Genomic DNA, 22,617 nt, shown 5'->3' with positions numbered 1-22,617 from the left:
GTTGGTGGTACTTGCAGATGCCATGGCAGCAGCAAGGGGAGAGGGTTAGCGGGGGCGGAAGATGAGCCACCGCATGGCGCTGTACATGAACGCTGCTTCGCAGATCCCGGCGACGATTCGGGAGAGGTGGTACTGGACGCCGAGAGCGGTCAGCGCGGTGCCGGCGCCGAGGATGAACGCCAGGTAGTTGACGAGGACCGCCACCGCGTAGAGACCGGCCTGCGGGCCGACCGAGGCGTGCGAGCGGAAGTTCAGCGCTCGGTTGAGCACGAAGCTCAGGCCGAACGCGATGACGTAGGCGACGGTGAACGCCACCGGTACCGGCCAGCCCAGGCCGGAGCGGAACAGGGTGAGCAGCAGCAGGTCGACGCCGAACGTGCAGCCGTTGATGAGCGCGAACCCGAGGAGGCTGGGCGGGACGAGCCGGGACAGGCCGAACGGCAGGTGGCGGACCACCGCGGCCGTCCAGGCGTGGAACCGCTGTCCCGGGTCGGTGCGCTGGTCGTTCAGGATGTGCCCGCCGGTCATGGCACGACGGTGCCACGACCGGGAGCGCGGAGACCGGCGAAACGCCGGTGTGTTCAGCCGGTGTTCGGGCGATCTTCACGTGACCGATCGCGTGAGAGCGACCCCAGGTCCATTGTCGATGATGAGAACGCGGCTGTGTCGGCCCAACCGTTTCCGAGTTCGACGGCACACCGCAGGCGAACATCGCGCACTGTCAAGGACCTCGGTCCGCCCGCGCCCATTCTTCCTTGCGCTCCAACGATCCTGACCAGCATCGACAGCGGTCCCACCGATCAGCGGCCGTGGTCCGCGCCGCCGCGCCCGCTATCCGCAGTGGACCCGGATGTGCATGATGGGAACCATGGTTGAGCTGCTCGAAGGAGGTACGCCTGTCCTGACGACAGGACAACGGCTGCGCGACGTGCAGCGCGCGATGTTCGACTGCCTGGCGGAGCGGGGCATCGACGGTCTGCTGGCCCTCTTCACCGGGGCGACCGGCGAACCCTGTGCCCTCATCAGGCTTCCCGACCAGGTGATCGCGAGCTCGCCACCGGGGTTCCGGTGGCCACCCGACGACGCGGACGGCGCACAACTGCTGCCCATCAACGCCGACGTGCCGCACGCGTTGTTCGCCACCGGCCGCACGTCGTTCGCCGACGACCTCGCGGGCCACGTCGCCGGACTGGTCCGGCTCGAGCTCGCCCGCGTGCAGGCGCTGCGGGCCGGCCGGCGCGAGCTGACCGGGCAGGTGATCGAGGACCTGGTGCGGTCCGCCATCTCCTCCAGCGAGGCGGCGCGCAGGCTCACCGCGGCGGGCGTCGACCCGGCCGCGACGCACAGCGTGCTGCTGGTGACCGACGCACCGGTCGAGCTCGACGACCTCACCGACGTCGTGGTCGCCCGCGTCGGACCGTACGAAGCCGTTGTGCTGGAAGGGAACCGGTCACCGCACGAGCTCACCCGGCTGCTGGCCAAGAGCGCCACGTCGGTCGGTGTCGGCGGGCCCTACCGCGGTGTGCACGGGCTGCGCTGGGCGTTCCTGGAGGCGCAGGAGGCCGTCAGCAGGGGACCGGGCGTGCACGAGGGTCGGGTGATCGACATGCCGCGCCTGCTCATGTCGAACCCCGACCTCCCCGTGCGCGAGGTGGCCCGCAAGGTGCTCCAGCCGCTGCTCGCGTTCGACGCCGACCACGGCGGGCAGCTGATGCGGACCCTGGAGGTGTTCCTCACCACCGGCGGCTCACCGCAGCTGGCCGCCAAGGAGTTGTTCGTGCACCGCAACACCGTGCGCTACCGGCTGGAGCAGATCGAGCGCGTCACGGGCCTCTCCCTCAGCTCGGTCGAGGCCCGTGTCAACCTCTGGCTCGCGATGCGCGCTGTCACCTGACGGGCGTCACCGGCGGCTCAGCGGCCGCATGTCGGTCCACAGCTCGTCGATGCGCGCGAGGCACTCGGCCCGCGTGCCCGGCTCACCGACCACGCGCCACCCGGCGGGCGGCTGGGCGGTGGCAGGCCACACCGAGTACTGCTCCTCGGCGTTCACCACAACGGTCGTGTCCATTGCGCAATCCCTTCTCAGACCAAGACACCCAGCTCGTCCGACACCGCCGTCAGCACGTCGCGCCACCCGTCGTCGGAGAACAGGTGCGCGCCCTGGACCTGCCGCAGCAGGAACGGACCCGTCGTGCCGACGGCCCACTGCGCCATGTCCTCGGCGCTGACCATCGGGTCCCGCCGGCCGTGGAACGCCGTCAGCGGGCACGTGAGCGGCTCGCCGTCGCGGTCCAGGTAGCCGTCCGCGATGCGCAGGTCGGCGCGCACCAACGGGAGCAGCATCTCCATCAGGTCCTCGTCGGCCATGACCTCCTCCGCGAGCCCGAGGTCGGCGAGCGTCGCCCGCAGCGCAGGCTCGTCCAGCGTGCCCAGCACCGGCATCGGCACGTCCGGCAGCGGCGGGTTGCAGCTCGCCGCGAACACGTGCACCGGCTCCGTCCCGAGCTCGCGCCGCATCCGCCGCGCCAGCTCGAACGCGAGCACCGCGCCCATGCTGTGCCCGAAGAACGCGAACGGCCGGTCCGCGACCGCCTTCACCGGTTCGGTCAGCGCGTCCACGAGCAGGTCGAGTGACGTGAAGGGCTCCTCACGCCACCGTTCCGCGCGGCCGGGGAGCCGGGCCGCCAGCACCTCGACCCCCGGCGGCACCGACCGTTCCCAGCCGCGGAACACCGACGCCGACCCGCCCGCGTACGGGAAGCAGATCAGCCGGACCGCGCCGTCTCCTGGTTCCGGGAACCAGGTCACGACGCCCAGACCTCGAGCGGGAGGTGCCGGATGCCGAGGGCGAAGTTGGAGTGCAGCTTCTCGACCTCGCCTGCGAGCCGGAACCGCAGGCCCCGCTTGACCATCTCGCCCAGCAGCAGCTCCATCTCCAGCCTGGCCACCACGGCGCCGATGCAGTGGTGCCGGCCGAGACCGAACGTGAGGTGCTTGTTGGGGTTGCGGGTGATGTCGAAGACGTCGCCGTCGGGGAAGACGTCCTCGTCGCGGTTGGCCGAGGAGTTCCACAGCGTGACCGCGTCGCCCTCCTTGACCTCCTGGCCGCGGATCACGATGTCCCGTGTGATGTGCCGCTGCACGTACGTGTTCGTCGCGGTCCAGCGGAACAGCTCCTCCATCGCCGTCGGCAGCAGCTCCGGGTGCGCGAGCAGCTGCTCGTAGGCGTCGGGGTGCTCCAGGAACGTCATGACGCTGTACGACGAGGTGTGCGCGGTGGTCTCGTTGCCGCCGACCGCGACGTTCATGCAGTTGTAGAGGATCTCCGACTCGCTCATCGGCTCGCCGTTGACCTCCGCCTGCGTGAGCAGGCTGATGAGGTCCTCGCCCGGGTTCTCCCTGCGTTCCTCGATCAGGTCGTAGAAGAACTCGAAGATGTCGACCTGCGCGCGGATCAGCGTCTGCGCGGCGGTCGCGTCACCGCGGTACTCGCTGTCGCGGAACCCGATCATCGTGCGGGTCAGGCGCTGCAGCATGGACGCCTTGTCCAGCGGCAGCTCCATCGTGCCCAGCAGCACGCCGGTGGGCAGCGCCAGCGAGATCTCGGTGGCCCAGTCGCCACCGCCGTCCGCGACCATCTTGTCCAGCGCGGCGTTGACCGTCGCCGTGACGCCCTCGCGGGCCTTGTCCATCTTCAACGGGTTGAAGCCCGCGTTGTGCACGGACCGGCGCAGGTGCTGGTGGCGCGGCGGGTCGGTGGCGATCAGCATCTGCCCGCTGGCCGTGTCGGTCTGGCTGCGGTACGAGCCGCCGAGCATGGTGCCCTTGGACGAGCTGTAGACCTCGGTGTTCAGGTAGGCCTCTGCCACGTCGTCGTACTTCGTCAGCGCCCAGAAACCGCCGTCGGCCGTCGGGTTCCAGTAGACGGGTGCGTTGTGCCGCAACCACTTGTACGCCTCGATCGGGTCACCGTCGGCGAACAGCTCGGTGCCGCCGAGGTCGATCTGGGTCGTCGTCACTTGGCCTCCTCGATCACGCGGGCCAGGCCGCGCAGGGTGCTGTGCTCGAACAGGACGCCGGCGTCGACCTTGATGCCGTACTCGCGCGAGATGGCGCTGCGTGCGCGGAACGCGAGCAGCGAGTGGCCGCCCAGGTCGAAGAAGTCGTCCTCCGCACCCACGTCCTCGATGTTGAGCAGGCGTTCCCACAACGCGACCAGCCACCGCTCGGTGTCGGTCTCCGGCTCGACGCGGCGCGCGAGGCGTTGCACGGCCTTGCCGCGCAGCTCGGCCAGTGCGTCCCGGTCGCGCTTGCCGTTCGACGTCAGCGGCATCTGCTGGATCACCGTGAACGACGCCGGGACCATGTGCGGCGGGAGCTTGGCGGTGACGAACTCCTTAAGCTCCACCGTGGACAGGTCGTCGCTGGCCGGGACCACGAACGCGGCCAGCCTGCGGTCGCCGTCGAACTCCTCGACCAGCACGGCGGCCTGCCGCACCTGCGGGTGCGCGAAGATCCCCTGCTCCACCTCGGCCGGCTCGACCCGGTGGCCGCGGATCTTGTGCTGCCCGTCGAGGCGGCCCAGGAACTCCAGCTGCCCCTGCTCGTTCTCCCTGACCCGGTCGCCGGTCGTGTAGACGCGGGTGCCGGCGGCGCCGAACGGGTTGGGCACGAACCGCTCCGCGGTCAGCCGCGGCGGCCCGAAGTAGCCCCTGGCCACGCCGACGCCGCCGACGAGCAGCTCGCCCGCCTCACCGCGCTGGACCGGCTGCCTGTTCTCGTCGACCACGTAGGTCTCGTAGCCGTCGATCGCGGTGCCGATCGGGATGGAACCGGTGTCGTCGGGGACCTCGGTGATCCGGAACGCCGTCGCCGCCGTCGTGATCTCGCTGGGCCCGTAGAGGTTGTAGAAGTCGCCCTTGAACTTGCCGCCCAGGATCGCCCGGCAGGTCGCGGGCAGGATCACGTCGCCGCCGCTGCACAGGTGCTTGAGCGAGGCGAACGTGTTGCGGTCGACCCGGCAGACCTCGTTCAGCACGGTCGCCGGCACCAGCATCATGGACACCTTGCGGCGCTTGAGCTCCCGCTGCAGGTCCGTGGGCAGCAGCGAGCCCATCCGCGGCAGCACGACGACCTCGGCGCCGACCGCGAGCGCGGACCACACCTCCAGCGTGATGCCGTCGAAGGACACGCTGGAGATCTGCCCGACCTTGTCGTCCTGGGTGAGCTTGGGCAGGCTGGGGTTGACCGCGAGCGCCGCGATGTTGCGGTGCTCGAACACGATCCCCTTCGGCTCGCCCGTCGACCCGGACGTGTACAGCACGCACGCCGCGTCCTCGGGGATGAGCCGGGTGCCGGTCGGTTCCGCGTCGCCGGTCCGGTCGATGCTCCACTCGACGGCCTCGACGCCGTCGGGGAGCCGGGTGCCGGACTGGGTGATGACGAGCTTCACGCCGCCGTCGCGCAGCATGACGTCCCGCCGCTGCGCCGGGTAGTTGGAGTCGATCGACAGGTACGCGCCGCCCGCCTTCGCGACCGCCAGCATGGCGACGACGACCAGCGCGCCCCTGTCGAGCAGGATGCCGACGTTGTCGCCGACCTGGACCCCTTTGCCGGCCAACACGTCCGCCAGCAGGTCCGAGCGCGCGTCCAGTTCGGCGTAGGTGAGGGTGGTGTCGTCGTCGCTCACCGCGGGCCGGTCGCCGTGGCGGGCGCGGCTGGCCGCGAAGAGCTCGGGGAGAGTGAGGGTGGAGTCCATCGCATCCTTCCAAGCCTGTTCGTCCAAACAGGACAGCTGGTGGTGCTGGTCCTACCCTCTCGACGCTATTGGGGCCCGTGGCGGCGGGCCATGGACGTTCGCACAACGATCGACCCGGGTTTCTGTGCGTTCACCCGGTTTCCCGCACGGTCAGACGAGCGCCCTCGTCACCGCCGTCGCCGCGACCGCGACCAGCACGACGACCAGCAGCGGTGCCTTGAGCAGCAGGGCGACCAGCGCGGCACCCAGTCCCGCGGCCCGTTCGTCGAGCTGGAAGTGCTGCCCGCTCGTGAACACCTGCACGGCGATCAGCGCCGACAGCACGACCGGTGACACGAGTGCCAGCACCCGTTTCGCCTTGTCCGAGGGCGTCCAGTTGCCCAGTGCGACCGGCCCGGCCGCCTTGATCACGACGGTGATCACACCCAGGACGACCACGACCCACCACACCGCGCTCATTTGACGAGTCCCATCAGGCAGACGAGGCTGGCGACCGCGATCGGCACGCCGGCCGGGGTGAACGGAACGAGCACCAGGGCCACCGCGACCGCCGTGAGCGCGGCGACGCGCGTGCGCGGTGAGTCGAGCTGGTTCCACAGCAGTGCGAAGAAGATCGCGGGACTGACCATGTCGAGCCCCCAGGCCTCGACGCTGACGTCCTTGAACGCCACGACCCCGATCGCCGTGCCCGCGAGCCACACGACGAAGACCGTCGCACCGGCCTGCAACAGCAACCGCGCGTCGTGCCCGCCGTCGGGCGTCCGGCTCAGCGCCCACGTCTCGTCGCCGAGGAGCTGCGCCTGCGCGGCCCGCGAGTACCAGGGGCCCCGGTAGGCCGTGGACGCCGTGACGCCCATCGGCAGGTACCGCAGGTTGAGCAGGACACCCGCGAGGATGGCGCTGAGCGCCCCACCCCCCGCCGCGAGCACCGCCGCGCTCCCGACCTGCGCCGCACCGCCGAACGTCGTCGCCGACATGACCAGCGCGGACTCGATGCCGAACCCGGCCGTCGTCGCCACGGCGCCGAAGGAGATCCCGAACAGGAACGCGGCCGTGGCCACCGGCGCGATGGCCTGCAGTCTGATCGTCCGCGCGCTCGTGTAATTAGCATCAGCCATAATGACTACTTACGCTAGGATGGCCGGGGAAAGGGGTCAAGATGCGCTTCGGTGATTACGCGGATCCGGTGGTGACGCTGGCCGAGGACGTCGTGAACTCCTACCGCCACAGCGTCGGCGTGGACGACCTCTCACCTGCTGTTTTGACTTCTCTCGCGCGTGCTCGCGGCTGGACCGGCGCTGACGCTTCTCCTGCGGACGTTGTGGCTGTCCGGTCGCTGCGGTCGCCGCTGCGGGCGGTGTTCGAGGCGCACTCGGTGGCCGCGGCGAACGAGCTGGTGGCGTCGTCGGGGCTGGTGCCGGAGCTGGTGGAGCACGACGGGCTGTCGTGGCACCTGCACCTGACGGGGGCCGTGGCGTTGCCGGCCTGGGTTGCCGGGCAGGCGGCGTTCGCGTTGCTGGCCGTGGTCGAGCAGGGCGGGGTGTCGCGGTTGCACCGGTGTGCGGGGCCGGACTGCCACGCGGTGTTCGTGGACCTGTCGCGGAACCAGTCGCGGGTGTTCTGCAGTCCGGCGGTGTGCGGGAACCGGGTGCACGTGAAGGCTCACCGGGCGCGGAAGGTCGTCAGCCCGCGTAGTCGGGGTTCGGCCTGAGCTCCAGCTTGATGTGGGTGAAGTCGACTCCGGCTTTATGGGCCACTGACGAGTAGTAAGCGGGATCGGAGAGCCGTCCGAAGTCGACGATCACCATCGCAGGCTTGCCGTGCGGCGTGTTGCCCTCACGCGCCACTGCGTCCAGCAGGGTGTTGAAGTCACCCTCATCACCCCAACACACGTATCGGGTGCTCGTGCCATTGGTGGCGACGCAGTGCCCTGATATGTCACCGCGCGTTGTGCCGGGCTCCGGGTACCAGCCTGGTCCGCAAGCGGTAATGACTATGTCGTCGATCGTCTGATAGCGGACTGGGACCAGATCGGCGAAAGGCCCCCGCCCGTAGAGCGCGTGCAGGGTGTGCTCGGATCGCCTGGCGTCGATCCACTTCCAGGCGTCCTCTGCGGTCATGTAGTTCAACAGCAGCCCGCCGATCGCCGGGTCCTCGATCCACTCGCTGATCACACGGTGCTTGTTCGACGAAACGAGCATCGAGTCGTGCTGCTCCGCGATCCTTCGATAGATGTCGGCGACCAGACTTCTCACCACTTCCGGTGGCATGAGCTCCGCGGTGGTGTTCTCGACGCGTTCGATCTCTTCGGCCGACTCCGGATTCACGTGCACGTCCGTCAGCGAGTCAGCCCGTCTGATCAGCTCTGACGCCGTGATCATGAACAGTCGGTGCCCAGTCGACCGCCGGAACTCCGCCATCAACTCCCACCGCGGCCCGCGCAGTTGCCCCTTGGCACGTCGCCACCAGTCGTCCTTCCCGTCACTGGTCACCAGCAGCACGTCACGGGGTCGTTGCGCAGCCTCCACCAGGATCTGTTTCCAGACCAGGTAGTCGCCCGCCCGTCCCTCCGCGTCGGGCTTGTCCTTGTCCAGGTACCCCGGCGGTTCCTTCGCCGCGATCCGGCGTTCGGCCTCCGCCACCGCGGCGTCGTGGTCGTCGACAGGCAGTGCGGCACCTGTCCGGCCCGCGACGATCGGTTCCAGCGTCGACACGATCGAATCGGCGTTCGTGTCGTGCGGGTGCGCGTTGGTCGCCGCCTGCTCGCTGATCGCGTGCCGGACCGCCTGGAAAGCGCCGTTCAACCGCGTGAGCAGCCCGTCCCGCTCGCCCTCCGGCAGGTAGATCCGGTTGCTCCACGCCCGCACTGCCTCCTCGGCGTCTTGGCGGGCCTTGTCCAACCTGGTGAGCGACTCCTTGGGCGTCTCGCCAAGCTGGTCGATGACGGACTCGCGGTTGCGCCAGAACTCGCGCATGACCTGGTGCGGGACCCAAAGGCTGTCACCGAGGGACTGCATGACCTTGATGAGGTCGGCGCGCGTGGTGCTGTTGAAGCGGTAGAGGTTCAAGAGCACGTTGGCGTCGAACACCACCAGGCCGCCGGTCAGCGTCCGACGGTAGTCGTCCTCGGTAGCGGTCCGGTAGTCCTCGAAACCGTTGAAGATCCCACCCGTCACGGCCGGGAAGCGTACCGAAACGGAGCTTCCCGCATAGTGGATCAACGAGCGGGCTCACCCGATTGGCCTCTACGCTCCGTGCATGCGACACGTGCTCAAGGGCGCGGTGCTGTTCCTCCTGCTGGTGGCGACCGGGGCCGCGCCGGCGAGCGCGAGCCAGGAGCAGACCGTGGTCCGCGTCGGTACCGAGGGGACGTATCCGCCGTTCTCCTTCCACGACCTGGGCTCGCAGGAGCTCACCGGCTACGACATCGAGGTCGTCGAGGCGGTCGCGGCGAAGGCCGGGTGGCGGGTCGAGTTCGTGGAGACGCAGTGGGACGCGATCTTCCCCGCGCTCGACGCCGGCCGCATCGACGTCATCGCCAACCAGGTGTCGCGCAACGCCGAGCGGGACGCCAGGTACGGGTTGTCCGACACCTACACGTACTCGCGCGGGGTGGTCGTGCGCCGCAAGGGCGACGACCGGATCAAGTCGCTCGCGGACGTCAAGGGCAGGACGACCGCGCAGTCGAGCACCAGCAACTGGGCGAAGGTCGCCAAGGACGCCGGGGCGAACGTCGAGGCCGTCGAGGGGTTCGCGCAGGCCGCCGCGCTGCTCGTGCAGGGGCGGGTCGACGCGATCGTCAACGACAACATCGCGGTGCTCGACTACCTGGCGTCGACCGGGTCCAGTGACATCGAGATCGCCGGCGACGCCGGGGACGCGGGCAGCGAGCAGGTGCTCGCCTTCCGCAAGGCCGACGAGCAGCTCAGGGCGCAGGCGAACCAGGCGGTCCAGGCGTTGAAGGCCGACGGCACGCTCGGCACGATCTCGCAGAAGTACTTCAGGGCCAACGTGTCCGTGCCCGACGGCGGCGAGGCCGACCTCAGCCAGAACCGCGGGCCGCGCAGCACCTGGGAGGTCGTCCGGAGCACGGCGTGGCCGATGTTCGTGGGGCTGATGAAGGTCACGGTGCCGTTGACGGCGCTGAGCTTCGCGATCGGCCTCGCGCTCGCCCTGCTCGTCGCGCTCGCCCGGATCTCCGGCTACCGGGTGCTGAGCGGGCTGGCGCGGGCGTTCATCTCGGTCATCCGCGGGACGCCGTTGCTGCTGCAGCTGTTCATCGTGTTCTACGGGCTGCCGCAGGTGGGGCTGAAGTTCCCGCCGTTCACCGCGGCGGTGATCGCGTTCAGCCTGAACGTCGCCGGCTACGCGGCCGAGGTGATCAGGTCGGCGATCCTGGCGGTGCCCAAGGGGCAGTTCGAGGCGGCGCAGACGATCGGGCTGGACTACCCGCAGACGTTGCGGCGCATCGTCCTGCCGCAGGCGGCGCGGACCGCGGTGCCGCCGCTGTCGAACACGTTGCTGTCGCTGCTGAAGGACACGTCGCTGGGGTCCGTGGTGCTGTTGACGGAGCTGTTCCGCGAGTCGCAGCTGGCCGCGGCGGAGAGCAACGAGTTCCTGGTGCTGTACTCGTTCGCCGGCCTCTACTACTGGGTGGTGTGCGTGGCGCTGTCCGGTGCCCAGAAACGTCTCGAAACCCGACTGAGCAGGTACGTGATCGCATGACCGAGCCCCGCATCCGAGTGCACGGCCTGGAGAAGTCCTTCGGCGACAACCAGGTGCTGCGCGGCGTCGACCTCACCGCGGAGCAGGGCACCGCGACCGTGCTCATCGGACCGTCCGGCTCCGGCAAGACGACGGTCCTGCGTTCGCTCAACGCGCTGGAGACCCCGGAACGCGGCGTCGTCGGCATCGACGACGTGGAGGTCGACTTCGCCGCCCTGCCCGCGGGCAAGGCCGGCCGTGTGCAGAAGGAGCGGCTGCGCGCGCAGAGCGGCATGGTGTTCCAGTCGCACAACCTGTTCCCGCACCGCACGGTCCTCGAGAACATCATCGAGGGCCCTGTCGTCGCCCAGCGCCGCCCGCGCGAGGAGGCCGTGGCCGACGCTCGCCGGCTCCTGGACCAGGTCGGCCTCGCCGACCGCGCGGACGCCTACCCGTCCCAGCTCTCCGGTGGTCAGCAGCAACGCGTCGGCATCGCGCGGGCACTGGCGCTCAAGCCGCGGGTCGTGCTGTTCGACGAACCGACCTCGGCACTGGACCCCGAGCTGGTGGGGGAGGTGCTCGCGGTCATCAGGGACCTGGCCGCGCAGGGCTGGACGCTGGTGGTCGTCACGCACGAGATCCGGTTCGCCGAGCACGTCGCGGACCAGGTGCTGTTCCTCGACGGCGGGCTGATCGTGGAGCACGGGCCCAGCGCGCAGGTCATCGGCGACCCGCGGGAGGAGCGGACGCGGCGGTTCCTCAAACGGGTCCTCGACCCGGGCTGACGTCCAACCGGCACGGCGGCGCCGGCGGACCTCAGCGCCTGATCCCGGACAGCACGCTCGCCACCATCGCCATCACCACCGCGCTGATGATCGCCGCCACCCCGCCGACCACCGGTTTCGGCATCGGCTGCACGTCCGCGACCGGCTCCGGCGCGGCCGGGACCGGCTCGGCGGGCGCCGGCTGGGCCACCGGCGGCTGGGGCGCGGGTGGCTGGACCGCAGGCGGCTGGACCACCGGCGCCGGCACGGGCTCGGACAGGGAGGCGACCCGCACGTCCGCCGAGGCGCTGATCGCCGTCCCGGTGGCGGCGCTGGACACGAGCAGCCGGGTGTTCAGCGGTGCGGCGGCGACGCAGGTGTAGGTGAGGCGTTCGCCGGGTGCGAGGACGGGGATGTTCCGGCGACAGGACACCGGTTCGCCGGTGACGCGCACGTCGGTGATGGGCATCGCCGACGGGTTGCCGACGGTCACGGTGATCGTCACCAGTTCGCCCTCGCGTGCGCTGTCGGTGGACCAGACGGCGGTGATGGTCAGCCTCGGGTAGACCACGGTGTACTTCGCCGACGCCTCGGTGCGGACCGTGCCGCCCAGCTGGTCCGCGGCCGTCACGGTCACCACCGCGCTGCCGCTCTCCTCGCCCGCGACGACCGTGCACTCCACGGTGGACGAAGCGCCGGGGTCGAGCCGCGGGACCGTGCCGCAGTCCGCGGAGGCCCGTGCCGAGACGCTGGACAGCACCGCGTCACCGGTGTTGGTGACGACGGTCGTGAGCGTCAGCTGCCCACCGGGCAACACCGTCGAGGGTGATGCCGTGGCCGACGCCTTCAGCGCCGGGTGCAGCACGTCCACCGGGGTCGTGGCGCGGGCGGTCAGCGGGTCGCCGGCGAGCGACCGGCCGGACACGTCGGTGACCGCGGTGAAGTCGTCCTGCCCGGCCTTCGACACGCAGGTCCGCGACACCGAGGCGTGCGGTGCCAGCTCTCCCGCGTCCTGACCGCACACCACGACCGCCGCGGCGGGCGCGTCACCGGCGTTGGTCACCACGGCGGTCCGGCTGACCTCGCCGCCGGGGTACGCGGCCAGCGCGCCGGGGGTGACGGTCACGGTCAGGGCCGGCAGCGGGAACGACCACGCCAGGCTCTGCACCAGGAACGCGTCCTCGTCGCGGGCGAGGGTCAGCTCGGCGGTGCGCGCACCCGGTGGGAGCTGCTCGCTCGACACGGACAGGGTGCGCGCGTCGACGCTCATGTTGTTCAGCGCGGCCGGTGCCACCGCGCCGTCCGCCGCCGAGACGAAGAAGTTGTCGCGGTCGCCCAGCGCGGAGCCGTTGACCAGCAGGCGGTCGCCGCCGGTGCCCCAGTCGCCCTCGTAGCCGACGACGCCGAACCGGGTCACGCCACCGGCCGCGCGGGTGGGGGAGACCTGGGTGCGGATGGTGTTCACGGCGGTGGTGAGGCGGACGTGACCGCCGTGCACCACGACCCGGCGCTGCGCCGGAGCCGCGGGGACAGCGGTGGCGAAGCGCCACACGACCGTCACCGACCAGCCGCCGAAGCAGTCGGGGCCCTGCGGTGTCCAGATGTTGCCGGCGGTGAGCTCGGCGCTGCCGTGGACGGCGGCGAAGCGGGCCGTCACGTCGGCCTCCGCGCTGTAGAACCGGTTGTCGGTGTGCTCGATCGAGCCGGGGTCGTCGACCACCGCGGTGAACCGGTCGACCACGCCCGAGGTCCCGTTCACCACCAGGGTGACCGGCTGGGTGCGCGGGTCACCGGGCGGCGCCTCGCCGTTCAGGCAGCGGGCGTTGCCCGCCCAGCCGAGCTTGGCGTAGGCGACCTCGGCGCCGTCCGGGATCGTCACGCGGGCACGCGAGGAGTTGAACGTGGCCGGGTCGGCGTCGACGTCGGCCCACACCATCCGGTGGTTGTTGTTGAGGGTGCCGCGGCCCTGGCCGACCCGGCGCTGCGCGTCCACGCAGGCCTGCGGCGGGTACCTGGGGTGCGGCCCCGCCTGCTCGGGCGTCGGGCACGTCACCACCGCGTTGCCGACGACCGCCATGTCGCCGTAGACCGCCGCGTCGAACTGCGTGTGCCAGGTCTCCGCCGCTCTGGAGGGCGGCGCCGGCGCGAACAGGGCGAGGAACACCCCGATTGCGGACAGGACGACGACAACGCGCACGCGACCACTCCTCACCGGACGGGCGCGGGCCAGGATGGCACATCCGCCGGGAACGCGAGCACCGCGAACCTCACCGTCCGTAGAGGACTGAACGGCCTCGGTTCCCTGGTTCAGGTGGACAACCGCGTGCCGTCGCCCAGACGGTTGACCCCGGAAGGCACCCAAACCGGCTCCCACCACTCGACCGGGTCGCAACCACCACCGCAAAGCGTGATTCGCGGGCCCCGTCCTGGCGGGCCGCCACCGGACTGTGCCCATGATGGACACCGCACTCCCGACAGCGAAGGACCCGGCCGCATGCTGATGATCCTCGCCATCACCGGCGTGGCGGTGGTGGTCACCGTGGTCGTGACCGTCCTGGTCGGACGGTCGAGGGACCACGAGCAGGCCGACGACCGCGACGCCGACTCGCGCGGCTTCCTCGGCGCGGTGCTGAGCGGGCTCTTCATCGTCGCCCTCGCCTTCTACACGGTGATCGTGTGGGAGGACGCGTCGTCGGTCGAGGACACCTCGTCCGCGGAGGCCGCCGCCGTCGTCGACTCCTACTGGCAGACCGCGGTTCTCCCGCAGCCGCAGCGCGACCGCGTCCGCACACTGCTGCGCGACTACGCCAAGTCCGTTGTGGACAACGAGTGGCCGCGGCTGGCCGAGGGAGCCACCGACGAGCGCACCGACCGCGTGCTCGACGCGCTGCACCTGGAGGTCGTCAGCCTCCCCGCGACGCCGGAGCAGGTGAAGAGCGCCAGGGACAGGATGGTCGAACGCGTCCGCGACATCCGCGACCAGCGCCGCGAACGGGTCGACGCCGCCCAGGGCCTGAGCACGACCGGACAGATCATGCTCGCCGCCACCCTGGTCGGTGCCGTCGCCATGATCGTGTTCCCGCTGCTCATGGGTTTCACGGCGCGGGCACGGCACGTCGTGCAGATCGCGATCACCGCGGGTGTCCTCGCCGCGGTGTGCGCGGTGTGCGTCGGCATGTCGCACCCGTACAAGGGGTGGCTGCAGGTCGGACCGGACGCGTTCGTGAGCGTCTTCGAAGAGCTGGACAAGATCCCGGCCGACAAGAACCCCTGAGCACCGGCGTAAATGCGTCGACAGCGCCCACGGTGCTCGGCAGAGTGGTTGCCCGTGACGAGCAGCGAACTGTGGAGCCGGGCCACCGCCGACCGCTACGACGCCGAGGAGACCGAAGCGTTCTCGGCTGCCGTCCTCGGGCCGACGCTCGACTTCCTCGCCGGCCTCGCCGGGGACGGCCGGGCACTGGAGTTCGCCATCGGCACCGGACGGGTGGGCGTCCCGCTGCGGGAACGCGGCGTGCCGGTCGCGGGCATCGAGCTGTCCGAGCACATGGCGGCGGTGCTGCGGCGCAAGGTCGACGAGGACGTGCTCCCGGTGGTCATCGGGGACATGGCCACCACCGTCGTCCCCGGTGAGTTCAGCCTGGTCTACCTGGTCTACAACACCATCACGAACCTGCTCACCCAGGACGAGCAGGTCGAGTGCTTCCGCAACGCCGCACGGCACCTGGGGCCCGGCGGCCGGTTCGTCATCGAGCTGGGGGTGCCGCCGCTGCGCTTCCTGCCGCCCGGTCAGGTCGCGGTGCCGTTCGACGTCTCCGAGCAGCACCTCGGCTTCGACACCTTCGACCTGGTCGAGCAGGTCCTCGTCTCGCACCACCTCACCCGCGACGGCGACGACGGCCGCTACCGCCGCGGCAGCTCCCGGCACCGGTACGCCTGGCCGGCGGAGCTCGACCTGATGGCCCGGATCGCCGGCCTCGAGCTGGAACGCCGGGTCGCGGACTGGGACGGGACCCCGTTCACCCAGGACTCCGCGAAGCACATCTCCGTGTGGCGCAAGCCGGTCTGAGACCGCGACAGCACCCTCCCGGGGGTGCTCAGAACGTCAGGCGCGACACGATCCGGTACCGGTCGCCCCGGTAGATCGAGTGCACGTACTCGACGTTCCGGCTCTGGGCGTCCGTCGTCAGGCGTTCGAACAGCAGCGCGGGCGCCAGCACCGGCACGGCCAGCAGCGCGGCCTCGGTGTCGTTCGTGACGGTCGGCTCGATCGACTGCACGGCCTCGGTCACGTGCACGTCGTGCTCGCGCAGCCGTTCGTAGAAGTCACCGGACTCCATGTCGTGCAACGTCAGGCCCGGTGCGACCGCGACCGGCACGTGCAGGTGCTCGATCGCCATGGGCTCGCCGTCGACCAGCCGCAGCCGGGCGATGTAGTGGATCTCGGCGGCCGGGGAGACGTGCAGCCGGCGGCCGACGCGGGCGCCGGCGGGGATCTTGGCGTGCTCCAGCACGCGGCTCGACCACGTGCCGGAGGCGGCGGGCGCGGTCATGGCGTGCGAGTCGGACACCAGCTCCTGGGTGATCTTGGCGCGGGCCACGAACGTGCCGCGGCCGTGCTGGCGGACCAGCAGGCCGAGGTTGACGAGCTCCTCGACGGCGCTGCGGACCGTCGGCCGCGACACCGAGAGCTGCTGGCACAGCACGCGTTCGGCCGGGATCGGGGCGCCGGTCGGGTGCGTCTCGATGAGCTCCAGCAGGTGGTCGCGGACCCGCTCGCGCTTGAGGATCGGCTCTCCCATGGCACCTCCGCTGGCTGGGCGGCCAGTATTGCATACCACTGGTAAGTACCTGGTCCGTCGAAGATCGAGAGCGCTCTCACGCGTCTAACCAGGCTATTGACGTGCGAAGTGGTCTATGCCACTTTCTACCTCACCCATCGGACCTGACCAATTGGTCACATCACTCCGGAGAGGTGAGCCGTGCCGCGTCGCTCTGCCGCCCTGCTCGTGCTGGCTCTCGCGCTGTCCGCCTGCGGAACCTCCGGCGGGGGAGGTGGGGGCAGGGAGGAGATCACCGTCTGGCTGATGAGGGACACCGCGACCGACGAGTTCGTGCAGCGGTTCGAGACCGAGTTCGAACGCGAGCACACCGGGTTCGACGTCAAGGTCCAGATCCAGGAGTGGAACGGCATCACGCAGAAGGTGACCAGCGCGCTGGCCAGCACCGACCCGCCCGACGTGATCGAGGTCGGCAACACCCAGGTCGCGCAGTACGTGGCCAGCAAGGGCGTCACCGACCTGAGCGACAAGAAGGCCGAGCTGGGCGGTGACGACTGGGTCCCGGGTCTCGCCGAACCCGGCGCGGTGGACGGCAAGCAGTTCGGCGTCCCGTTCTACGCGGCCAACCGGGTGGTGATCTACCGCAAGGACCTCTTCGCCGCCGCGAACGTCACGCCGCCCACGACCCGCGCGGAGTGGCTGGAGACCACGCGCAAGCTCGACCAGGGCGACCAGCAGGGCATCTACCTGCCCGGCCAGAACTGGTACACCCTCGCCGGCTTCGTCTGGGACGAGGGCGGCGACCTCGCGCAGGAGTCGGGCGGCAGCTGGAAGGGCGCGCTCAACACCCCGCAGGCGTTGGCGGGCATGGACTTCTACAAGCAGCTCCAAGCACTCGGCGACGGTCCCAGGGACTCCGACGAGGCCAAGCCGCAGCAGACCGACGTCGTCGCCACCGGCAAGGTCGCCCAGTACATCGCGGCGCCCGGCTCGGCGAAGCTCGTCGCCAAGGCCAACCCGGCGCTCGCCGACCAGCTCGGCTTCTTCCCGGTCCCCGGCAAGACCGCCGACCGGCCGGGCGCGGTGTTCACCGGCGGCTCCGACCTGATCATCCCGCTCGCGTCGAGCCGGCAGAGCGGTGCCTACGAGGTCGTCAAGGCGCTCGCGGGCGAGCAGTGGCAGGTCGAGCTCGCCAAGACGATGAACTACGTGCCGAACCGCAGGTCGCTCGCCACGAAGATCGGTGACGACCCCGGCACGACCGCCATGGCCAAGGGTGCGGCCAACGGGCACGCCACCCCCAACTCACCGAACTGGGCCGCCGTCGAGGCGCGCAACCCGATCAAGGAGTTCCAGACCGCCGTGCTGACCGGCACCGACCCGGCCACCGCCGCGGCGCGGGCCGACACGGTGATCACCCAAGCCCTCAACTCGGGCAAGTAGTGGCGACGCTCGTGGCGGAACGGCCGGTGACAGCGGCCGCTCCACCCTCCCCGAAGCGCCGCAAGCGCGTGGTGCTGCCGTACCTGCTGATCGCGCCGACCGTGCTCACCACCGCGTACCTGCTGGTGTACCCGTTGGTGCGCAACGTGGTCATCTCGTTCCAGCGGTTCGGGCTGCCCGAGCTGGTGCGCGGCGACGCGCAGTTCGTCGGGTTCGCCAACTACGCCGAGGTGCTGGCCGACCCGGAGTTCTGGGCCGTGGTGCGCAGGACGCTGTGGTTCACCGCGGTCAACGTCGTGCTGATCATGGTGCTGTCCACGCTGGTCGCGCTGCTGCTGATGCGGCTGGGGAGGTGGTTGCGGCTGCTGGTGATGGGCGGGCTGGTGCTCACCTGGGCCACGCCGGTCATCGCGGCCACCACGGTGTTCCAGTGGCTCTTCCAGTCCCGGCTGGGCGTGGTCAACTGGCTGCTCGTCGCGCTCGGGTTCGAGCAGTACCGCGACTACACGTGGTTCGCCGACGGCGAGGCCACGTTCGGCATCCTCGTCGGCCTGGTCGTCTGGCAGTCCGTGCCGTTCGCCGCCTTGTCGTTGTACGCCGCGATGGTCACAGTGCCGACTGAACTGTACGAGTCGGCGCGGATCGACGGCGCCGGCGCGTGGCGGGTGTTCACCACGATCACCTTCCCGCTGCTGAGGGCGATGTTCGGCCTGGTCACGTGCCTGGAGGTGATCTGGGTGGCCAAGGCGTTCGTGCAGATCTGGGTGGTCAGCCAGGGCGGGCCCGGCCAGTCGACGACGACGCTGCCGGTGTACGCCTTCCAGGTCGCGCAGTCGTTGCAGCGCTACGACCTCGGCGCCGCGGTGTCGATGCTCATGGTGCTGCTGCTGGTGATCGCGCTGCTCGCGTACTTCCGCGTGCTCTACCGGCAGGAGCGGGAAGCATGACCGGGCGGGTGCTCAGGACGGTCGCGGCGCTCGTCGTGTTCGCCGTGGCGGTGTTCCCGGTGTACTGGATGGTGCTGACCGCGATCAAGCCGACGCGGGACATCCAGAGCGCGACACCGACGTTCCTGCCGGTGTCGGTCACGTTCGAGCACTTCGGCACCGCGGTCTCGGCGCAGGGCTTCTCCTCGTTCTGGCGCAACAGCCTGCTCGTGGCGGGCGGCGCGGTGCTGCTGGCGCTGCTGGTGGCCCTGCTCGCGGCCTACGCCGTGGCGCGGCTGCGGTGGCGGGGGCGGCGGGCGTTCGTTCTGATGGTGTTCATCGCGCAGATGACGCCGTGGGAGGCGTTGCTGATCCCGATCTACGTGATCGCGCGCGACACCGGCATGCTCGACACGCTCTGGATGCTCACGCTGGTCTACTTCATGATCACGCTGCCGTTCACGATCGTCACGCTGCGCGGGTTCCTCGCGGCCATCCCGCCGGACCTGGAGGAGGCGGCGCTGGTCGACGGCTGCTCGCGCGGGCAGGCGTTCCGGCGGGTGGTCTTCCCGCTGCTCGCACCGGGGTTGCTGGCGACCTCGCTGTTCGGGTTCATCACGGCCTGGAACGAGTTCGCGTTCGCCAACGTGCTGATCATCAAGGACCAGGACGACCGCACGCTGCCGGTGTGGCTGTCGTCGTTCCAGAACACCTTCGGCACCGACTGGGGCGCCACGATGGCCGCCTCGACGCTGTTCATGCTGCCGGTGCTGCTGATCTTCGTCGTGCTGCAGGGCCGGGTCACGACCGGCATCGTCGGGGGAGCGGTGAAGGGATGACACCAGTGCTCGTGCCACAGCCCATGCGCGTGGTCGCCAGGGGCAAGGGGTTCACGCTCACCGCGGAGACCGGGATCAGGCCCGCCCCCGGTGCGGAGGGCGCCGCGCGGCTGCTGCGCGCGGTGCTGCGACCGGCCACCGGGCTGCCGCTGCCCTCGACCGCCGACGGGCGGATCGTCGTGGCGCTGGACGAACGGCTCGTCGGGCTCGGCGCAGAGGGCTACGCGCTGACCGTCAACGAGCACGGCGTCCTGCTGCGCGCCGGCACGACCGCCGGCCTGGGGCACGGCGTCCAGACGATCCGGCAGCTGCTGCCACCGCAGGTCTACCGGTCCACGCGGGTGTCCGATGTGGACTGGGTGCTGCCGGGTGTGGACGTGCGGGACGTGCCGCGGCTGCCGTGGCGCGGGCTGATGCTCGACGTCGCACGGCACTTCCAGCCGGTGCACGTGCTGCGCCGGTTCGTCGACCTGATGGCCGTGCACAAGCTGAACGTCCTGCACCTGCACCTGACCGACGACCAGGGCTGGCGGCTGCCGGTGCCCGGCTACCCGCGGCTGACCGAGGTCGGCGGGTGGCGGCCGGAGACGAACGGCGACGGCGTCCCGCACGGCGGCAGCTACACGCGCGCCGAGCTGGAGGGGCTGGTGGCGCACGCGGCCGACCGCGGGGTGCGGATCGTGCCGGAGGTCGAGATGCCCGGTCACGCCCGTGCTGCCATCGCCGCCTACCCCGAGCTGGGTGACGGGCGGAACCTGCCGGTCTGGACGGGCTGGGGCATCAGCGACTCGGCGTTCAACCGGGACGCGGTGCGGTTCTGCCGGGACGTGCTCGCCGAGGTCGTTGACATCTTCCCCGGTCAGCACGTCCACATCGGCGGTGACGAGTGCCCGCTGCCGGAGGAGGAACGGGGCTGGTTCCTCCGCCAGGCCGTGGAGTTCCTGCTGGACAACGGCCGCACACCGGTCGCGTGGGAACCGACCGGCGACCCGCGGTCGGTCGTGATGCCGTGGCGCGACGCCGACCAGGCCGTGGCGGCGCTGCGGCGCGGCCAGGACGTCGTGATGGCGCCGCACACCTCGACCTACCTGGACTACCCGCAGTCCGACTCGCCCGGCGAACCACCGGGCCAGCCCGGTTTCGTGGTGACCGCGCAGGACGTCTACCACGTGCCGCTGCCCGAGGGCGTGCTCGGCGCCCAGTGCCAGCTCTGGACCGAGCACGTCCGCACCCGCCACCACCTGGAACACCAGGCCTTCCCCCGCCTGGCCGCCCTCGCCGACACGCTCTGGGCCGCCACACCGTCGTGGGAGGGCTTCGTGACCCGCATGCGGCCGCACAACGCCCGGCTCGCCGAGCTGGGCCTCCGTCCACTCCAGACCAGAGAGGAGCTCGTCTCCCGGTCCACCCCTGCCGTACCCAGGAGAGACTCGTGAAGAAACGCACCCTGACCGCACTCACCGCAGCCGCGCTGACGGTCGCGGGCCTCGCGACCGAGCCGTCGGCGTTCGCCGCCGACGCCCTCACCGCGCACCACCGCACCAGCGCCGCCGCCGCGTCCGTCGACCAGGTCGAACCGTGGCTGAAGGTCGTCAACACCGGCACCACCACCGTTCCGCTGTCCGAGGTGAAGGTCCGCTACTACTTCCAGTCCGACATCCCGGACGTCGGCTACCGGTTCGCCTGCTCGTGGGCCGTGCGCGGCTGCGGCAACGTCACCGGCCAGTTCGGCACCCTGTCCGGCGGCCCCGCCGACCGCTACCTGGAGGTCGGCTTCACCGCGGGCGCCGGCACGCTGAGCCCCGGCACCGACACCGGTGACCTGCAACTGCGGTTCTACCGCAGCAACTGGAGCCGGATCGTCCAGAGCGACGACTACTCCTACCGCGCCGACTCGACCTACTCGGCGTGGAACCGGGTGACCGTGCACCGCGGCGGCACCCTGCTGTGGGGCACCCCGCCCGGCGGCACCGGCCCGACGACGAGCACGACGACCACCACGCCGTCCAACCCCGGCAGCGGTCCCGCGCTCTTCGACGACTTCAACTACGCGAGCTCCGGCGACAGCCGCATCGCCCAGCGCGGCTGGACCGTGCGCTCCGGCGGTGGCGGTCCCGGCGTGCCGGGTGCCACCTGGGACCCGTCGCGGGTCACGTTCCCGACCGTGGGCGGCCAGAAGGTCATGCGCCTGGACTCGTGGAACAACGGCTCGGCCGCCGCGCAGACCGAGGTGTTCCACCAGCGCAAGTTCTTCGAGGGCACCTACGCCGCGCGCGTGAAGTTCTCCGACGCCCCCGTGTTCGGCCCGGACGGCGACCACGTGGTGCAGACGTTCTTCACCATCACGCCGCTGAACGCGCCGATGGACCCGAACTACGGCGAGCTCGACTTCGAGTACCTGCCCAACGGCGGCTGGGGCGAACCGGCCAACATCATGTACGAGACGACCTGGGAGACCTACCAGAACGAGCCGTGGGTGGCCGACAACGTCCACACCGAGCAGCGGCAGAGCTGGGCGGGCTGGCACGACCTCGTGATCCAGGTCGGCGGCGGCCGGGTGAAGTACTTCATCGACGGCACGCAGGTCGCCGACCACGGTGACAGGTACTACCCGGAGACGCCGATGTCGATCAACTTCAACCTGTGGTTCATCTCCGGCGGCCTGGTCGGCAGCGGTGCGGAGCGGGCCTACCAGCAGGAGGTCGACTGGGTGTACTTCGCGAAGGACCGCGTTCTCTCGCCCGCGCAGGTGACGTCCGCGGTGAACGGCTACCGCGGCTCCGGCGTGGACCACGTCGACAACGTGTGAGTGCCACCGGGCCCGGAGATCCGCGCTGTCAGCGCGGGCTCCGGGCCCTTCGCCGTCTCCACGTCGGCTTGCAGCGCGCGCAGCTGCGGGGTGATGTCGTCGGGGTGTTCGACGTGGAAGTGCCGCAGCTCCAGGCCTTGCGGAGCGGTGGTCGCGGGGGACGGGGTGGTGCCCCAGCTGATCAGGAACGGGATCACACCGCCCCGCAGCGCGTTCGTGGTGAGGCGCCAGGTGACCAGGCCGCCCTCCGGAGTGCGCCGCTGGCCGTCGATGACGGGTCCGGGGTCGTGGCCGTTCGCCGCCGCGTGGTCCCGCGCCGCGTCGATGTCGTCGGTGGCGAGGGCCCAGCCGACGAGACCGGGCCCGGTCATGCCGTCCACGCCGAACGGCCGGGGCAGGGCCGGCTCGGGTTGCGCCGGGTCGGGGGCGATGAGCTCCAGGTAGGTGTGCGGGCCGAGGGCGAGCAACCGGTTGTGGGTGCCCATGCCGACGTGCTGTCCGCCGCCGGCGGCGCGGACGCCGAAGAGCCGCTCGAACTCGTCGACCCCGGCCTCCAGGTCCGGGACCGCGTACACCAGGTGGTCGATCCGCAC

22 protein-coding genes are annotated in these 22,617 nt (G+C 70.6%); 11 read left to right on the top strand and 11 right to left on the bottom strand.

Translation table 11 applies throughout. From position 1 onward, the window contains the following. Positions 1-45: 45 nt before the first annotated feature. Entirely contained in the window at positions 46-528 is a 483-nt protein-coding gene (locus AB0A63_RS13545; RefSeq protein WP_360389720.1) for a GtrA family protein, read from the bottom strand. 340 nt (positions 529-868) lie between these two features. On the opposite strand from AB0A63_RS13545, the gene AB0A63_RS13540 reads away from it, so the two are divergent. Then, positions 869-1,894, top strand: a complete 1,026-nt coding sequence (locus tag AB0A63_RS13540) for a helix-turn-helix domain-containing protein (RefSeq protein ID WP_360389717.1) — start codon at positions 869-871, stop codon at positions 1,892-1,894. A gap of 6 nt (positions 1,895-1,900) precedes the next feature. On the opposite strand, the gene AB0A63_RS13535 is transcribed toward AB0A63_RS13540, so the two are convergent. The 6 genes from AB0A63_RS13535 to AB0A63_RS13510 form a co-directional block, all read right to left on the bottom strand. Then, positions 1,901-2,068 carry an MbtH family protein gene (locus AB0A63_RS13535; protein WP_063798670.1) on the bottom strand — a complete coding sequence of 56 codons (168 nt, stop codon included), beginning with the start codon at positions 2,066-2,068 and terminating at the stop codon, positions 1,901-1,903. 14 nt (positions 2,069-2,082) lie between these two features. Then, the gene (locus AB0A63_RS13530) at positions 2,083-2,808 is read right to left on the bottom strand and encodes an alpha/beta fold hydrolase (protein ID WP_360389713.1); all 726 of its coding nucleotides are present in this window, start codon (positions 2,806-2,808) and stop codon (positions 2,083-2,085) included. Further along, complete coding sequence (locus AB0A63_RS13525) at positions 2,805-4,019, bottom strand: cytochrome P450 (protein ID WP_360389711.1); 1,215 nt, start codon at positions 4,017-4,019, stop codon at positions 2,805-2,807. Before AB0A63_RS13525 ends, AB0A63_RS13530 begins: the two co-directional genes overlap by 4 nt. Continuing rightward, positions 4,016-5,758, bottom strand: a complete 1,743-nt coding sequence (locus tag AB0A63_RS13520) for a non-ribosomal peptide synthetase (protein WP_360389708.1) — start codon at positions 5,756-5,758, stop codon at positions 4,016-4,018. Before AB0A63_RS13520 ends, AB0A63_RS13525 begins: the two co-directional genes overlap by 4 nt. 150 nt (positions 5,759-5,908) lie before the next feature. Next, a complete protein-coding gene (locus AB0A63_RS13515; protein ID WP_360389705.1) occupies positions 5,909-6,217 on the bottom strand; it encodes an AzlD domain-containing protein in 309 nt (102 codons plus the stop codon). Next, the gene (locus AB0A63_RS13510; protein WP_360389702.1) at positions 6,214-6,876 is read right to left on the bottom strand and encodes an AzlC family ABC transporter permease; all 663 of its coding nucleotides are present in this window, start codon (positions 6,874-6,876) and stop codon (positions 6,214-6,216) included. Before AB0A63_RS13510 ends, AB0A63_RS13515 begins: the two co-directional genes overlap by 4 nt. A 41-nt stretch (positions 6,877-6,917) precedes the next feature. Between AB0A63_RS13510 and AB0A63_RS13505 the strand changes: the two genes are divergently transcribed. After that, positions 6,918-7,469: a CGNR zinc finger domain-containing protein gene (locus AB0A63_RS13505; protein WP_360389699.1), complete on the top strand. Its 552-nt coding sequence runs from the start codon at positions 6,918-6,920 to the stop codon at positions 7,467-7,469. Here the strand turns inward: AB0A63_RS13505 and AB0A63_RS13500 are convergent. Continuing rightward, positions 7,441-8,934, bottom strand: a complete 1,494-nt coding sequence (locus tag AB0A63_RS13500; protein ID WP_360389697.1) for a PIN-like domain-containing protein — start codon at positions 8,932-8,934, stop codon at positions 7,441-7,443. The two genes, AB0A63_RS13505 and AB0A63_RS13500, sit on opposite strands and share 29 nt — an antisense overlap. 82 nt (positions 8,935-9,016) lie before the next feature. Between AB0A63_RS13500 and AB0A63_RS13495 the strand changes: the two genes are divergently transcribed. Beyond that, positions 9,017-10,483: an ABC transporter substrate-binding protein/permease gene (locus AB0A63_RS13495; protein WP_360389694.1), complete on the top strand. Its 1,467-nt coding sequence runs from the start codon at positions 9,017-9,019 to the stop codon at positions 10,481-10,483. Then, the gene (locus AB0A63_RS13490; RefSeq protein ID WP_360389691.1) at positions 10,480-11,247 is read left to right on the top strand and encodes an amino acid ABC transporter ATP-binding protein; all 768 of its coding nucleotides are present in this window, start codon (positions 10,480-10,482) and stop codon (positions 11,245-11,247) included. The genes AB0A63_RS13495 and AB0A63_RS13490 overlap by 4 nt, the downstream gene beginning before the upstream one ends. 31 nt (positions 11,248-11,278) lie before the next feature. Here the strand turns inward: AB0A63_RS13490 and AB0A63_RS13485 are convergent, their stop codons facing one another. After that, on the bottom strand, positions 11,279-13,423 hold the full coding sequence (locus AB0A63_RS13485; protein ID WP_360389688.1) for a hypothetical protein: 2,145 nt from the start codon (positions 13,421-13,423) through the stop codon (positions 11,279-11,281). 297 nt (positions 13,424-13,720) lie between these two features. On the opposite strand from AB0A63_RS13485, the gene AB0A63_RS13480 reads away from it, so the two are divergent. Together AB0A63_RS13480 and AB0A63_RS13475 are read left to right on the top strand one after the other, a co-directional pair. Next, on the top strand, positions 13,721-14,500 hold the full coding sequence (locus AB0A63_RS13480) for a hypothetical protein (RefSeq protein WP_360389685.1): 780 nt from the start codon (positions 13,721-13,723) through the stop codon (positions 14,498-14,500). A 54-nt stretch (positions 14,501-14,554) separates the two neighbouring features. Beyond that, positions 14,555-15,295 (top strand): class I SAM-dependent methyltransferase, encoded by a 741-nt coding sequence (locus AB0A63_RS13475; RefSeq protein ID WP_360389682.1) that lies wholly within the window; start codon positions 14,555-14,557, stop codon positions 15,293-15,295. Positions 15,296-15,323: 28 nt separating this feature from the next. On the opposite strand, the gene AB0A63_RS13470 is transcribed toward AB0A63_RS13475, so the two are convergent. Then, positions 15,324-16,028 carry a GntR family transcriptional regulator gene (locus AB0A63_RS13470; protein ID WP_360389679.1) on the bottom strand — a complete coding sequence of 235 codons (705 nt, stop codon included), beginning with the start codon at positions 16,026-16,028 and terminating at the stop codon, positions 15,324-15,326. Positions 16,029-16,208: 180 nt separating this feature from the next. Here AB0A63_RS13470 and AB0A63_RS13465 point away from each other — a divergent pair, with 180 nt between their 5' ends. The 5 genes from AB0A63_RS13465 to AB0A63_RS13445 are packed head-to-tail and all read left to right on the top strand — an operon-like array spanning position 16,209 to position 22,024. Further along, a complete protein-coding gene (locus AB0A63_RS13465; protein WP_360389676.1) occupies positions 16,209-17,450 on the top strand; it encodes an extracellular solute-binding protein in 1,242 nt (413 codons plus the stop codon). Beyond that, a complete protein-coding gene (locus AB0A63_RS13460) occupies positions 17,450-18,397 on the top strand; it encodes a sugar ABC transporter permease (RefSeq protein WP_360389673.1) in 948 nt (315 codons plus the stop codon). Before AB0A63_RS13465 ends, AB0A63_RS13460 begins: the two co-directional genes overlap by 1 nt. Next, entirely contained in the window at positions 18,394-19,215 is an 822-nt protein-coding gene (locus AB0A63_RS13455) for a carbohydrate ABC transporter permease (protein WP_360389670.1), read from the top strand. Before AB0A63_RS13460 ends, AB0A63_RS13455 begins: the two co-directional genes overlap by 4 nt. Beyond that, positions 19,212-20,651 (top strand): beta-N-acetylhexosaminidase, encoded by a 1,440-nt coding sequence (locus tag AB0A63_RS13450; RefSeq protein ID WP_360389667.1) that lies wholly within the window; start codon positions 19,212-19,214, stop codon positions 20,649-20,651. Before AB0A63_RS13455 ends, AB0A63_RS13450 begins: the two co-directional genes overlap by 4 nt. After that, positions 20,648-22,024 carry a cellulose binding domain-containing protein gene (locus AB0A63_RS13445; protein WP_360389664.1) on the top strand — a complete coding sequence of 459 codons (1,377 nt, stop codon included), beginning with the start codon at positions 20,648-20,650 and terminating at the stop codon, positions 22,022-22,024. Before AB0A63_RS13450 ends, AB0A63_RS13445 begins: the two co-directional genes overlap by 4 nt. On the opposite strand, the gene AB0A63_RS13440 is transcribed toward AB0A63_RS13445, so the two are convergent. Next, positions 21,985-22,617 carry a VOC family protein gene (locus AB0A63_RS13440; RefSeq protein ID WP_360389662.1) on the bottom strand — a complete coding sequence of 211 codons (633 nt, stop codon included), beginning with the start codon at positions 22,615-22,617 and terminating at the stop codon, positions 21,985-21,987. The genes AB0A63_RS13445 and AB0A63_RS13440 overlap by 40 nt on opposite strands.

The organism is Lentzea sp. NPDC042327 (assembly GCF_040647275.1).
Classification (GTDB): domain Bacteria; phylum Actinomycetota; class Actinomycetes; order Mycobacteriales; family Pseudonocardiaceae; genus Lentzea.
This window is presented reverse-complemented; position numbering and strand designations above follow the sequence as displayed.